The sequence below is a fragment of the Embleya sp. NPDC050493 genome (assembly GCF_044458105.1).
GTDB lineage: Bacteria > Actinomycetota > Actinomycetes > Streptomycetales > Streptomycetaceae > Embleya.
Window position 1 is genome coordinate 122,769 of the sequence record NZ_JBITHP010000027.1, and the last position, 13,321, is coordinate 136,089.

The window sequence follows — 13,321 nt, forward strand, 5'->3', positions numbered from 1 at the left end:
CCCGGCCGCGCGCGGGGGGGCGCCCCCGCCCCCCCCCCCCCCCCCCCCCCCCGCGGGGGCCCCCCCCCCCCCCCCCGGCCCCGCCCCCCCCCCCCCACCCCGCCCCCCCCCCCCCCCCCACCCCTTCGTTCTGTTCGCGCGCCGCTCAGCGCACCACGATCACATCGTCCGCCGCGCGGGCCGGACGCTCACGAGGCGGCTCGGCCGGCCGGCCCACCGCGACGGCACCCATCGGGTCCCAGTCGGCGGGCAGCGCGAGTGCGGCGCGTACCACGTCGGGACAGAACATCGTCGACGACACCCACGCGGACCCCAGGCCCTCCGCAGTCAGCGCGATCAGCAGGTTCTGCACGGCGGCGCCCGCCGCGACGGTGAACATCTCCCGCTCGGCCCGCATCCGCACCGGATCGGGGTAGGTGTGCGCGCCGTCGGTGACCAGGCACGGCACCACCAGATACGGCGCGCCGCGCAACACGTCGCCACGCTTGACCCGCTGCGCGATGCGCTCCTCGTCCAGGCCGTCCGCCCGCAGATCCGCCACCCACGCCTCACGCATCGCGTCCAGCAGCGCGGTCCGGGCCGGCGCGCTCTCCAGGAGCACGAACCGCCACGGCACGGTGTGGTGCGGGGCCGGTGCGGTGATCGCGGCGGCCACCGCGCGACGCACCGCGTCCGGATCCACCGGCTCGTCGGTGAACGCGCGCACCGTGCGCCGCGCGGTGATCGCGTTCCGGGCGCCCTCGCCGACCGCCTCCTGGGTGCCGAGCCGGAACATGTCGTCCTCGGCGCCGCGCACCAGCGGACGTACCCCGGCGCCGTCCGCGTCGGTGACCAGATGCCCCAGGCCGCGCACGATCGCCACCGGGACCGCGCCCGCCTTGCCCTTGACCAGCTCGGCCGCGCTCGCGAGTTCGTCCACCACCGCGGTGACGGTGACCGCGAGTTCGTTGCCGTGCGTGTCGATCCGGCCCCGGTGGTCGTCCATCGCGTCCAGCCCCGCCACGCCGATCGCCACATCGGTGACCCCGGTACGCCAGGGCCGGCCGAAGGTGTCCGACACGACGACGCCCACCCGGACGCCGGCCTGCTCGGCCAGTGCCGCGCGCAACCTGCGGGCCGAGGCGTCCGAGTCCTCCGGAAGCAGCAGCAGGGTGCCGGGTTGCGTGTTGGACGCGTCCACGCCCGCCGCCGCCATCACGAATCCGTGCCGGGTCTCCACGATCCGGGTGCGGCCCTTGCGCGCGACCAGGCGGACCGTCTCGGTGTCGATCACCTTCTCCCGATCGACCCCGCGCAACAACCGACCCTCGGCCTTGCTGAGGATCTTCGAGGTCACCACGAGCACGTCCCCGTCGAGCAGGCCGGGGCCGTCCGGCCCCGCCGCCGCGTCCGCGATCAGCCGGCCCAGGTCGGCGCCCTCGCCGATCTCGGGCAGCCCGGGCACCCCGAACACCGAGTAGCCGCGCGGCGGAGCCCCCATCAGCGCACCTCGTCCGCGAGTGCGAGCGCGGCGCGGGCCATCTCGGCGGTGGCCTCGACGTCGGTCATCAGCAACGGGATCGCCCGGCACGGGATGCCGGCCGCCTCGACGGTGAGCACCGTGTCCGCGTCCGCGGTGTCCACGAGCCAGCCGTCCAACAGCCCCGGTCCGTAGTGCTGGGCGACGGCCGCGGCGCTCGTCTCGACGCCGACCGCCTCCAGGACCCGGTCGGCCATCCCGCGTACGGGTGCGCCGCCGATGATCGGCGACAACCCGATCACCGGTGCCTCCGCGGCCACCAGCGCCTCGCGGATCCCGGGCACGCCCAGGATGGTGCCGATGCTGACCACGGGATTGGACGGCGGGAACAGGATCAGGTCGGCCTCGGCGATCGACTCCAGGACGCCGGGCGCGGGCTTGGCCGTCTCGATGCCCACCGGCACGATCGCGTGCGCGGTCGGCGCGGCGCGAAGCCGCACCCAGTATTCCTGGAAGTGGATCGCCTTGCGGGTGCCGGGCTTGTCGGGATCGTCGATCACCACGTGCGTCTCGACCCGGTCGTCGCTCATCGGGACGAGTCGTACACCGGGCTGCCACCGCGCGCACAGCGCCTCGGTGACCGCCGACAACGGGTAGCCGGCGCCGAGCATCTGGGTCCGCACGATGTGCGTCGCGTAGTCCCGGTCGCCCAGCCCGAACCAGGTCGGTTCGACGCCGTACGCGGCCATCTCCTCGCGAATGCTCCAGGACTCCTCGCGGCGCCCCCAGCCCTGCTCCTCGTTGATGCCGTCGCCGAGCGTGTACATGACGGTGTCGAGGTCCGGGCACACCTTGAGCCCGAACAGGTGGATGTCGTCCCCGGTGTTGCCGACGACGGTGATCTCCGCTTCCGGAACGGCCGCCTTGAGACCCCGCAAGAACCGGGCCCCACCGATGCCGCCGGCAAGTACAACGATGCGCATGGGATCAGTCTCGCAGGCTGCTTGTCGGGCGCCTTCGGCGCCGGCTCGCGAGGGGCCACTTTTTTGCGGCTCCGCGCTCTCCGCGCGGCGCGCGTCGACCACCGGGGGCAGGCCGGGTGCTGGGCCGGAGTCGTGGGAGTGGGATGAGCTGTGTCGAGGTGGGCGAAGGGTGGCGCCTGGGGGAGTAGGTCTTACGGAAGGGTGACGTCGGCGTGGGTCGGGGGGTCGGGGGGTCGGCGTCGGCCTAGCGTCGGGGTATGAGAATCCTGGTTACCGGCGGCGCCGGGTTCATCGGAACGCACGTCGTCGAATGCCTGACCGAAGCCGGACACGAAGTGCGGGTGCTCGACCTGGTGCCGGTCGAGGACGTGGACGCGGTACAGGGCGATGTGCGTGATCCGGCGGTCGTGGACCGGGCGTTGGTCGGGATCGACGCGGTCTGCCATCAGGCCGCCAAGGTCGGCTTGGGCCTGGACCTGAACGATGCGCCGGACTACGTCGGCTGCAACGACCTGGGCACCGCGGTGCTGCTCGCCGCCATGGCACGGGCGGGTATCGGCCGCCTGGTGCTGGCGAGTTCGATGGTCGTCTACGGCGAGGGGCTGGGCCACTGCGCCGAGCACGGCGAGGTGGTGCCGGGTCCGCGGCCGGTCGAGGCGCTGATGGCCGGCCGCTTCGAGCCGCCCTGCCCGCTGTGCGGGCGGGCGGTGACGCCCGGCCGGATCTGCGAGGAGGCGGCGCCCGACCCGCGCAACGTGTACGCCGCGACCAAGCTCGCCCAGGAGCACCTGGCGAGCGCCTGGGCCCGGGCCACCGGCGGCGTGGCCACGGCGCTGCGCTACCACAACGTCTACGGCCCGAGGATGCCGCTGGACACCCCGTACGCCGGCGTCGCCGCGATCTTCCGCTCGATGCTGCGTGCCGGTCTGCCCCCGCGGGTGTACGAAGACGGCGGTCAACGCCGCGACTTCGTCCACGTCCGCGACGTGGCCACCGCCAATCTGGCCGCGCTGGACCGCTCCGGCCACGGCTTTCGCGCCTACAACGTCGCCACCGGCGTCCCGCACACGGTGGGCGAAATGGCCAGGGCCCTGTCCGAGGCGCACGCCGGCCCGGCTCCGATCACGACGGCCGAATACCGCCTGGGCGACGTCCGGCACATCACCGCCTCGGCCGGCCGCCTGGAGAGCGAACTCGGCTGGCAGGCCACGATCGAATTCACGCACGGCATGGCGGAGTTCGCCCAGGCATGACCCCCGACGGCCGTCGCGAACCGCCGGTGTCGCCCCCGACGCACCGACACCTCACCCCGCCGGCAGCCTCACCTCGAAGCGGCAGCCCATTCCCGTGTTCGCCACGCCGACTCGGCCCGAGTGGGCCTCGACGATGCCGCGGACGATGGCCAGGCCCAGTCCCGCGCCGCCGCCGGGGGCCGGGGTGCGGGCGTGGGTGCCGCGCCAGCCGGTGTCGAAGACTCGGGGGAGGTCCTCCTCCGGGATGCCGCCGCACGCGTCGGTGACCGAGACCACGACCTCGCCCTCGGCGGTGCTCACCCCGACCGCGACCGTGCCGTCCGAGGGGGTGTGCCGGATCGCGTTGACCAGGAGGTTCGTGATCGCCCGGGACATCTCGCGGCCGTCCACCCGGACCGGCACCGCGACGATGTCCTCGCCCGCCACCCGGACCGAGCAGGATCGGGCCAATTCCTCGGTACCGGCCATCGCGTCCGCCACCAGGTCGTAGAGCGAGACCCGGGCCAGGGTCAGCTTCAGGGCGCCCGCCTGGATCCGGGACAACTCGAACAGGTCGTCCACCATCCCGCTGAGCCGATCCACCTCGGTCCTGATCCGCCGGTGATAGCGCGCCGGATCCTCCGGCAGCCCGTCCTCCAGCGCTTCGGCCATCGCCCGCAGACCCGCGAGCGGCGTGCGCAGGTCGTGCGAGATCCACGCGATCAGCTCGCGTCGGGCGTGCTCGACCGCCCGCTCGCGCTCCCGGGATTCGCTCAGTTGTACGCCGGCCCGCTCCAACTCGCGTCCCAGCTCCGCAAGTTCCACCACGGCGGAGACTCGGCGCGGCGGTCCGGGCGGGCCGCCGCCGAGTGCTCGCGCGGTGCCGCGCAGGGCTCGGACGTCGGCCACCACCGGGCGGCCGAGCAGCATCGCCACGCCGATCGCGAGCACAGCCGAGACCGCGCAGACCACCATCACCACGGTCAGGTCGTGCGAGGAGAGCAGCATCGCCTGGGAGACCCCGACCGTACCCGCGGCCATGCCGGCTATGGTCACCACCGACATCGCGGCCAAGGCGACCGAGAGCGAACGATTGCGCAGCGCGCGCAGGCCGAGCAGGCCGAGCAGGGTGACCCCGAGCCCGCTGCCCGCCGCGATCAGGCAGATCAGCGCAAAATCCTTCACGGGCACTCGGGTTCGACCTCCAGCCGGTAGCCCACGCCCCACACGGTCACCAGGAGCCGGGGCGCGGCCGGGTCGTCCTCGATCTTCTCCCGCAGCCGCCGTACATGCACGGTCACCGTGGACTGGTCGCCGAACTCCCAGCCCCAGACCCGGCGCATCAGCTCGTCCCGGGAAAAGGCCCGGCCCGGATTGCCGAGGAAGAAGCCCAGCAGGTCGAACTCTCGTGCGGTGAGCGAGAGTTCACGGCCGGCGCGAAGCACCCGGTGGGCGGCGACATTCATCTCCAGGTCCGCGTGCCGCAGCACCGAGGGCACCGGCGACGGCGGAGCCGGCACCGCGACCCGGCGCAGCACGGACTGCACCCGCAGGACGAGTTCCCGGGGGCTGAACGGCTTGGTGACGTAGTCGTCCGCGCCGACCTCGAGGCCGAGCACCCGGTCGCCCTCGTCGCCCAGCGCGGTCAGCATCACCACCGGCACCGGGCCGCGCTCGCGCAACCGTCGGCAGACGTCCAGCCCGTCCATGCCCGGCAACATCAGGTCGAGCACCACCAGATCGGGCATCTCGGCGAACGCCAGATCGAGCGCGGTGGGCCCGTCGGCGGCGTGTGCCGTACTGAACCCCGCGCGTTCGAGATAACCGACGACGACCTCGGCCACGGTCGGGTCGTCGTCGACGACGAGCACCTTCATGCCGGCGAGTGTAGGTGCGCGAAGAGGGACGATTCCGGCGGGAGGTCGATCCGTAAGGGGGCCGTAACCCACACGGCCGTATCGCCGCGACGTCAGCACTCCGTAAGCACGTCAAGCCTGGGTATGCGGCCCGCGCATACCTAGCGTGAGCCGCATGGACGCCTCTTCAGCGCATCCCGCCGAGCATCTTGTGGACGTCGTGCTGCCGTGCCTCGACGAGGCCGACGCGCTCCCGTGGGTGCTCGCCCGGATGCCGGCCGGATATCGCCCCATCGTCGTGGACAACGGCTCGCGCGACGGCTCGGCCGAACTGGCCCGGTCGCTCGGCGCCCGCGTGGTGGCCGAGGAGCGCCGCGGCTTCGGCGCGGCCTGTCACGCCGGGCTGCTCGCGGCGACCGCGCCGATCGTGTGCTTCTGCGACTGCGACGCGTCGCTGGACCCCGGGCAGCTGCCCGAGGTGGCCGGCCCCGTGCTCGCCGGCGGCGCGGACCTGGTGCTCGGTCGCCGCCGCCCGCAGACCCTCGGCGCGTGGCCGCCGCACGCACGCCTGGCCAACCTGGTGCTGGCCCGCCGCCTGCGCCGGCGCACCGGTGCGCGGCTGCACGACCTGGGGCCGATGCGGGCCGCCCGGCGCGCCGAACTGCTCGCGCTGGCGGTCGCGGACCGCCGCTCCGGCTACCCGCTGGAGACCGTGGTGCGCGCCGCCGACGCCGGTTGGCGGATCGCCGAGGTGGACGTGCGCTACCTGCCCCGCTCCGGTCGCTCCAAGGTCACCGGCACGGTCCGGGGCACGGTCACCGCGGTCCGGGACATGAGCGCCGTGCTCGCCCGTGCGGGGCGGCCCGCATGAGCACCCTCGTGGTGATCGCCAAGGCGCCGCTGCCCGGTCGGGTCAAGACCCGGCTGACCCCGCCGCTGACCGCGGACCAGGCCGCGGCGGTGGCCGAGGCCGCGCTCACCGACACGCTCGCGGCCGTACTCGCCACGCCCGCGCACCGCCGCGTCCTGGTGCTCGCCGGCGAACCCGGGCCGTGGTTGCCGGCCGGCTTCGACGTGGTGCCGCAGGGGGCCGGCGGCCTCGACCTGCGCCTGGCCGCCGCGTTCGCCGGCTGTACCGGGCCGACCCTGCTGGTCGGCATGGACACCCCACAGATCACGCCCGAATTGCTGACCGTGGACTGGTCGGCCGCCGACGCGTGGTTCGGTCCGGCGACCGACGGCGGGTTCTGGGCGATCGCACTGCGCGAGCCCGACCCGTCGGTGTTTCCCGGGGTGCCGATGTCGATGCCGCGGACCGGCGCGATCCAGCGGGCCCGACTGCTCGCCGCCGGGCTGACCGTACGCGACCTGCCCACGCTCACCGACATCGACACGGTCGCCGACCTGGCCGCCGTCACCCGCGACATCCCGGGCACCCACTGCGCCGGCGTGGCCCGTGCGCTGCTCGGCGGCGAGGTGTACGCATGACCCTGGTCCGCGACCCCGACCACCCGACCGACCTTGCCCCGGGCGCTCCGGCCGAACTTACGCCCGGCGCTGCGGCGGACCTCGCGCCGGGTGCTCGGGCCGAACTCGCCGCGGGCGTTCCGGCCGACCCGTACACGATCGCGCTGCGCGACGGGGGAGCGCTGTACCTGCGCCGACACGGCCGCCGCCGGCAACGCCTGGAACTCTCCCGCTGGTGCGCCGAACCGGACGCCGCCGACGACACCATGCTGGCCCGCTGTACCGGCCCCACCCTGGACATCGGCTGCGGCCCGGGTCGGCTGGCCGCGGCACTCGGTCGCCGAGGGGTGGCCGCCCTCGGTGTCGACCCGGTGCCGGCCGCCGTCGCCCGGGCCCTGGCCGCCGGGGCCACCGCGCTGTGCCGCTCGGTATTCGAGCCACTGCCCGGTGAGGGCCGCTGGGCCGCCGCCCTCCTCGCCGACGGCAACATCGGCATCGGCGGCGATCCGGGCCGGCTGCTCGACCGCGTCCACGGCCTGCTGGCCCCCGGCGGCCTGCTCGTGGTGGAGACCGACCCGCAGGACGTACACGAACGCTTCGCCGCCCGCGTCGAAAACGACCGCGGCGGCCGGAGCAGCGCCTTCCGCTGGGCCCGCGTCGGCACTCCCGCGCTACGCACCCTCGCCCACGCCCACCGCTTCACCATGACCGACGCCTGGGCCGGCCCGAGCCGCACCTTCGCCGCGTTGTCCCGGGCCTGACCGGGGCTGATTCGGGGTTTGACGCACATCGGCCGCGCGGACCCGGCGCGTGTCGAGGTCACCGGGGCGCGGAGCGCCCGGTGGGTCGGGTCGGGTCGGCCGCTGCGTGTTGGCTGCCCGACCCCGACCGGCTGCCTGTCCGCTACGCGGCCACGGTCGGGTCGGTCGTACCGCGCCGGGCTGCACAGCCGCTACGGCGCCGACACCGGGGCCGCGCCCGTGTCGGCGTGCTCGCGCGCCCGCCCCTTTACTTGCCCCGCCGCCCCCGCACCACCAATACGACCCCCACCCCCACCCACACCGCCGCCCACACGATGGCCAATCCCCGTCCGTAGTCCAGCGGCAACACCGACGGGTTCTGCGTAGGCAGCGGGCGCAGCAGTGCCGGGAGGGCGATCAGCGTGCCCGCCACGCCCACCGCCAGGCCGCCCAGCACGGTTCGCCGCACCCATGGCGCCGGGCCGCGCCGCAGCCGCATCGCCGTCGCACCGACCGCGAACACCACGACCGCGAACACCGCGTCGTGCAGCAGCAGTCCGCCGATCAGCCACTCGGCCAGACCCACCCGCTCGGTCAGGAACGGGTCGTCCCAGGCGCCGGCCACGCCCCACCCGATGCCGGCCGACCCGGCGGCGCCCAGCACGAGCCGAACGGCACGCATCACCGGCCCGGTTCGTGGCGCGACCGGCTCGGGCGCGATCGCCGTACTCATCCCAGCACCTCCATCCGGGTGACCCACTTCGTCTGGAGCACGCCCGGCCGGTTCGGCGCGATGATCCGGGCCGGGTACCCGTGGTCCTCGGCCAGCGGCGCGCCGTCCAGCATCAGCGCCAGCAGGGTCAGCGAGTCGCGGGCCCACTCGTCCGGCATGTCCATCACCGAGTACGGACTGAATCGCTCGTGCGAGAACACCCGCAGCCGGGCGCCCGGCGGCGCGCCCGCCCGCGCCATCAGGTCCCGGATCCGCACCCCCGACCAGTGCGCCGACGCACTCCACCCCTCGACGCACGTGATCGGCAGGGTGGCCTCGTGCTGCGGCATCGCCGACAGCTCGGCCCGGGTCAGCGCGAACGGGCGCGGCCCGAGCACCTCCAGCCGCCACGCCGGATCGCGGACCGCCGTCAACACGCCCGCCGCGGCCGCCGTTCGGTTCACCGGCAGGCCCTGTGGGCCGATGTCCGCCCGCCGCGGCGCCAGCACCGAGACCCGCCCCAGCGGAGTCACCGTCTGCCCCACCGTGGCCAGCGTGACCACGCCCACTCCGGCGCCGAGCACGGTGAACAGCCCGCGGCGGCTCGGCCCTTCGACCGCGGCCGGCGTACCGCGGGGACGCCGCCAGTGCGCCACGATCAGCGGCAGTTTCACCGCGACGTGCAGCGTGACCGCCCCGCCCGCCACCCACCCGATCCAGTAGTGCGCCGGCACGAACGGGAACGGCCACGGGTACCACTGCACGACGTTCAGCAGCCCGGTGACCAGTTCGAAGATCGCCGCCATCATCAGCACCGCGATGGACAACCGCTCCAGCGCGTGCCCGACGGACCTCGCCGGCGGCCAGGCGAACAGCCGCGGATAGACCACCCACAGCTTCACCAGGAGCAGCGGCACCGCCGCGATCCCGATCGCCACGTGCAGCCCCTGGGTGACCCGATACCCCCACACCGGCCGGGACGGCAGCGCGAGCCAGTGCGGCTGATGTTGCAGGAGATGACTGAACAGACCGGTCAGGAAACAGATCAGGAAGGCGAGGCCGAGCAACCGGCCGACCGCCACGACCGTACGCGGATCGTGCAGTGCGCCGCGGAACGCGCCGGCTCGGAGGGGACCGCGCCGCAGAGCGGCAGGTGGATCCGGCAAGCGGATGTCGAGCTTCATGCGTCCAGCCAACGCCGAAAACCCGCCGCCGGCCCTCATTGACCGCCTTACGGAGTGCTGACGGTCGGCCCGGGATGCCCCGAAAACGACACCACCGCGGCCAGACTCACGCCATGTCACCCAGCACGGAGCCCCCGGGCACGGAGCCCTCCGGCACCGGAACGCCACCCGCCCGCACCGCACTCACCACCACACTCACCATCGCGGCCACCACCACCGGACTCGCCCTCGCCGGCGCCGTCGGCTACGCGGTGCACGGCCCGTGGACGCACCCCGGCAGCGCCGGCGTGTACGTCGTGTATGGCGCCGCCTGGGCGCTGTTCGTGCCGGCCGCCTTCCTCGTGCGGCGGCTGCCGGTGCGTCGGGCGGTGGTGCTGATCCTGGTCGGGGCGGTCGCGCTGCCCGTACTGGCCGCCGGCGCGCCGCCGCGGACCAGCGACGACGCCTACCGCTACGCGTTCGACGGGCGGGTCCAGGCGGCGGGCCGCTCGCCCTACGCGCACGCGCCGGCCGATCCGGAGGTGGCCGGCTTCCGCGACGACTGGCTGTTCCCGAAGGGCGAGTGCACCGGTTGGTTCAGGCACCCGCTGCCCGACGGCTCGTGCACCCGGATCAACCGGCCCGAGGTGCACACCATTTATCCGCCGGTGGCCGAGGGCTACTACTGGCTCGTGCACGCCGTCACCCCGTCCGGCCGGCGCGAACCGGTCCAGGCCGCCGCCGCGTTGCTGGCGATCCTGGTGACCGTCGCGCTGCTCGTGGTGCTGCGCCGGTTCGGCCGCGACCCCAGGCACGCGGTGTGGTGGGCCTGGTGTCCGATGGTCGCGCTGGAGGCGGGCAACAACGCGCACGTGGACGTGCTGGGCGTGCTGCTCATGGTGCTCGGCGTGGCCGCGATCGCCGGCCGCCGGCCGATCCTGGGCGGCGTGCTGCTCGGCGGCGCCGTCGCGACCAAGATGTTCCCCGCCGCGGCCCTGGTCGGCGGCCTGCGTCGGGCGCCGGTGCGGCTGCTCGGCTCGGCCGGGCTCACCGTGCTGCTGGTCTACCTGCCGCACGTGCTCGCGGTCGGGCCCGCCGTGCTCGGCTATCTGCCCGGCTACCTGGAGGAGGAACGCTACGACGACGGCGCGCGCTTCGGCCTGCTCGGCCTGGTGCTGCCGACCGGCCTCACGCCGTACGCGGGCGTGCTCGTGCTGATCGTGCTCGCCGTCGTGGTGGCGGCCCGCGCCGACCCGGATCGCCCGTGGCGGGCCGCACTCACGCTGACCGGCGGCATGCTGTTCGTGCTGACCCCGGCCTACCCCTGGTACACGCTGCTCGTGGTCGCGCTCGTGGCGCTGGACGGGCGACGCCCGGAATGGCTCGCGCTCGGGCCGGCGGGATATGCCCTGTACCTCACCTGGGGGCTGGAGTTGAGCGCCGGGCAGGTCCGGGCCACCCACCAACTCGGCTACGGCGCGGCGCTGCTGCTCGTGCTCGGCGCGGCGCTCTGCCGACGGCTGCGGCCCGCGGACGGCACCACCGGCAGGCCCGCCGCCTTCCAGGCCTGGAAGCCGCCGATCAGGTCGGTCGCCTCGGACAGCCCCAGGTCCACCAGCGACGCCGCGGCGAGACTGGACGCGTAGCCCTCGTCGCACAACACGACCACGCGCAGGTCGTAGCCGGTGGCCTCGGGCAGCCGCGCCTCGCCCTCGGGATCGAAGCGCCATTCCAGGTGATTGCGTTCGATCACCAACGCGCCCGGGATCGCGCCGTCGGCGTCGCGCTGGAAGTCGGGTCGGGTGTCCACCAGCACCGCGCCGTCGTGGAACGCGGCGTGCGCCTGCTCGGGGGTCACCCGCACGAGCCTGGCCCGGGCCTGGTCCAGAAGTCGGTCGACGGCGCTCACCACTGGTCTCCCGAACGCTCGACGCCGACCCGGCGCAGCGGCTCGAAGCTCGGCCGCGCGATGTTCTCGCCGGCGTCGTAGAGGTTCATCGAGTCCAGCCGAGGGGTGTACACATGCACGCTGATCGCCGGCTCGGTGCCCATGTTGGTCACCTCGTGCACGTAGGTCGGCCCGAATACGCGGGTCGCGCCGGCGGTGAGCACCCGTTCGCGGGCACCGGCCCGACGCAGCGGGGTGACCACCAGGGAGCGCTCGTGCAGTTCGCCCGAGACCACGGTGAACACGCCGGACGAGCCGCCGTGATCGTGCAGCCCGGTGCCCTGGCCGGGCAGCCAGCTCAGCAGCCAGACCTCCATGTCCTCGGTCGCGGCGAGCCGCTTGTACCAGCGGGAGATCGGGTCGTAGCGGACCTGGTCGAGTTCGGTCGCCACCCGGCCGGCATGCTGCCGGGCGAGCGCGGCGAGCCGGGCGACGGCCGGACGCACGGGGGGAGCGGCGGGAAGGGCGAGCACGGCGGGGGCGGCGAGCGGGTCGCCGGCGACGGTGATGTCGCTGGACATAGGGAAAGTCCTTCGGGATGTCTGCGCGATATGGCTGGCGCGGCGGATCAGGCGAACGCGGCGGATCGAAAGCGAACACGCGAGCGGCCGACAGCAACCCGAACGGACAATCGGCCGAATGAGACGGCCGTGCCGATAAAAGGGGGAAAAGAGTGCCGCCGCTTGCGCGGAGGACTGCCGAAAGGCGTCCTCAGGCGATACAGCCCGGACAACAGCTGTACACGTGGTCGCACGGCGGACACAGCGCGCTGAACACCCGACGGACGTCGACAGGACGACTCCGGTACCGGCTGCAGCGTGCGGACATGGGAAAAGAAGACCGTCTACGGGGTGGCCGTGTCAACTCGCCACGGTCCGCCGGGCGCCGGTCGTCACCGAATCGGATGCCCGCTGCCCGATTCGGGTGAGGAATCCGGGGAAGGGATTGAAGCCCGCGGGGCACGGGGAGGCCCATTTTCGGGCGACCTCGACGAGCGACCCCGACATGTGACCTCGGTCATCATCGCGGTTTTCGGGCCCGTCCCGGGAACTGCGCGGACGGTGTGAGGCGTAGTCCATTGCAGAGGTCATCACGGGTTGGCATCGAATGTCGTCGCGCCTCCCGCCGGTACGCTCCCCGCCCGGAACGTCGAGGCGATCGCGCAACGCAGTCCTTGTCCGGATCTGTCCATTTATGTGGTCAATCCGGATTGCTGTGGTCCCGGGGAGTGAATCCCCGCCCTAATAGCAGAGCCCGGCTTGACGTCGCAGCAACGACGCGCTTGTAATTTCACACACGTCGTGAACCGTTACCGGTAACGGCTTAATCACGGGGACGCAAAAACGGGTCGAGGAGGCACGCGATGGGCGAGCTGTTCCAGCTACTGGTCGCCGACGGCGAGAGCGAGGAGGAGGAGCTCGGTTGGCAGGAGCGCGCACTGTGCGCGCAGACCGACCCCGAGTCCTTCTTCCCGGAGAAGGGCGGCTCGACGCGGGAGGCCAAGAAGGTCTGCCTGGCGTGCGAGGTGCGCGACGAGTGCCTGGAATACGCGCTGGCCAACGACGAGCGCTTCGGGATCTGGGGCGGACTGTCCGAGCGCGAACGGCGCCGGCTCAAGAAGGCGGCCGTCTGACCGTCGCCCGCTGACGGTCGCCGGCCGAGGCCCCGACCCGAGCAGAGCGGGCGCGGGTTGCCCGTCGCGTAGTGTGTTGGCCGTTCGGCCGGATGCCGGACCGCTGGTACCACGCCGCTTCGAGCCCC

The 13,321-nt window shown here is 73.6% G+C and carries 13 protein-coding genes and 1 pseudogene; 6 read left to right on the forward strand and 8 right to left on the reverse strand.

Annotated elements, in window-relative coordinates:
- Positions 1-145: 145 nt before the first annotated feature.
- The gene (locus ACIBM5_RS37050) at positions 146-1,480 is read right to left on the reverse strand and encodes a coenzyme F420-0:L-glutamate ligase (RefSeq protein ID WP_396011113.1); all 1,335 of its coding nucleotides are present in this window, start codon (positions 1,478-1,480) and stop codon (positions 146-148) included.
- Positions 1,480-2,442: a 2-phospho-L-lactate transferase gene (gene cofD / locus ACIBM5_RS37055; RefSeq protein WP_391586841.1), complete on the reverse strand. Its 963-nt coding sequence runs from the start codon at positions 2,440-2,442 to the stop codon at positions 1,480-1,482. The genes ACIBM5_RS37050 and cofD overlap by 1 nt, the downstream gene beginning before the upstream one ends.
- Before the next feature lie 257 nt (positions 2,443-2,699).
- Between cofD and ACIBM5_RS37060 the strand changes: the two genes are divergently transcribed.
- A complete protein-coding gene (locus ACIBM5_RS37060) occupies positions 2,700-3,695 on the forward strand; it encodes an NAD-dependent epimerase/dehydratase family protein (protein WP_396011114.1) in 996 nt (331 codons plus the stop codon).
- A gap of 51 nt (positions 3,696-3,746) precedes the next feature.
- Here ACIBM5_RS37060 and ACIBM5_RS37065 read toward each other — a convergent pair whose 3' ends face one another.
- Together ACIBM5_RS37065 and ACIBM5_RS37070 are read right to left on the reverse strand one after the other, a co-directional pair.
- Entirely contained in the window at positions 3,747-4,859 is a 1,113-nt protein-coding gene (locus ACIBM5_RS37065; RefSeq protein ID WP_396011115.1) for a sensor histidine kinase, read from the reverse strand.
- Positions 4,856-5,551: a response regulator transcription factor gene (locus tag ACIBM5_RS37070; RefSeq protein ID WP_396011116.1), complete on the reverse strand. Its 696-nt coding sequence runs from the start codon at positions 5,549-5,551 to the stop codon at positions 4,856-4,858. Before ACIBM5_RS37070 ends, ACIBM5_RS37065 begins: the two co-directional genes overlap by 4 nt.
- Positions 5,552-5,705: 154 nt before the next feature.
- On the opposite strand from ACIBM5_RS37070, the gene ACIBM5_RS37075 reads away from it, so the two are divergent.
- The 3 genes from ACIBM5_RS37075 to ACIBM5_RS37085 are packed head-to-tail and all read left to right on the forward strand — an operon-like array spanning position 5,706 to position 7,758.
- Positions 5,706-6,401: a glycosyltransferase family 2 protein gene (locus tag ACIBM5_RS37075; protein WP_391586845.1), complete on the forward strand. Its 696-nt coding sequence runs from the start codon at positions 5,706-5,708 to the stop codon at positions 6,399-6,401.
- Positions 6,398-7,018: a DUF2064 domain-containing protein gene (locus tag ACIBM5_RS37080; RefSeq protein WP_396011118.1), complete on the forward strand. Its 621-nt coding sequence runs from the start codon at positions 6,398-6,400 to the stop codon at positions 7,016-7,018. The genes ACIBM5_RS37075 and ACIBM5_RS37080 overlap by 4 nt, the downstream gene beginning before the upstream one ends.
- Positions 7,015-7,758, forward strand: coding sequence for a class I SAM-dependent methyltransferase (locus ACIBM5_RS37085; RefSeq protein WP_396011119.1), 744 nt, complete (start codon positions 7,015-7,017; stop codon positions 7,756-7,758). The genes ACIBM5_RS37080 and ACIBM5_RS37085 overlap by 4 nt, the downstream gene beginning before the upstream one ends.
- Before the next feature lie 247 nt (positions 7,759-8,005).
- On the opposite strand, the gene ACIBM5_RS37090 is transcribed toward ACIBM5_RS37085, so the two are convergent.
- Both ACIBM5_RS37090 and ACIBM5_RS37095 read right to left on the reverse strand, forming a co-directional pair.
- Positions 8,006-8,470: a hypothetical protein gene (locus ACIBM5_RS37090; RefSeq protein ID WP_396011121.1), complete on the reverse strand. Its 465-nt coding sequence runs from the start codon at positions 8,468-8,470 to the stop codon at positions 8,006-8,008.
- The gene (locus ACIBM5_RS37095; RefSeq protein ID WP_396011122.1) at positions 8,467-9,633 is read right to left on the reverse strand and encodes a molybdopterin-dependent oxidoreductase; all 1,167 of its coding nucleotides are present in this window, start codon (positions 9,631-9,633) and stop codon (positions 8,467-8,469) included. Before ACIBM5_RS37095 ends, ACIBM5_RS37090 begins: the two co-directional genes overlap by 4 nt.
- A 113-nt stretch (positions 9,634-9,746) precedes the next feature.
- Here ACIBM5_RS37095 and ACIBM5_RS37100 point away from each other — a divergent pair.
- Positions 9,747-10,862, forward strand: a pseudogene (locus ACIBM5_RS37100) (glycosyltransferase 87 family protein); the annotation flags it as partial.
- A gap of 221 nt (positions 10,863-11,083) precedes the next feature.
- On the opposite strand, the gene ACIBM5_RS37105 reads toward ACIBM5_RS37100, so the two are convergent.
- Positions 11,084-11,521 (reverse strand): rhodanese-like domain-containing protein, encoded by a 438-nt coding sequence (locus ACIBM5_RS37105; RefSeq protein ID WP_396011123.1) that lies wholly within the window; start codon positions 11,519-11,521, stop codon positions 11,084-11,086.
- Positions 11,518-12,081, reverse strand: coding sequence for a cysteine dioxygenase (locus ACIBM5_RS37110; RefSeq protein ID WP_391586851.1), 564 nt, complete (start codon positions 12,079-12,081; stop codon positions 11,518-11,520). Before ACIBM5_RS37110 ends, ACIBM5_RS37105 begins: the two co-directional genes overlap by 4 nt.
- 842 nt (positions 12,082-12,923) lie before the next feature.
- On the opposite strand from ACIBM5_RS37110, the gene ACIBM5_RS37115 reads away from it, so the two are divergent.
- Complete coding sequence (locus tag ACIBM5_RS37115; RefSeq protein WP_360323362.1) at positions 12,924-13,193, forward strand: WhiB family transcriptional regulator; 270 nt, start codon at positions 12,924-12,926, stop codon at positions 13,191-13,193.
- The last annotated feature ends 128 nt before the right edge of the window (positions 13,194-13,321 follow it).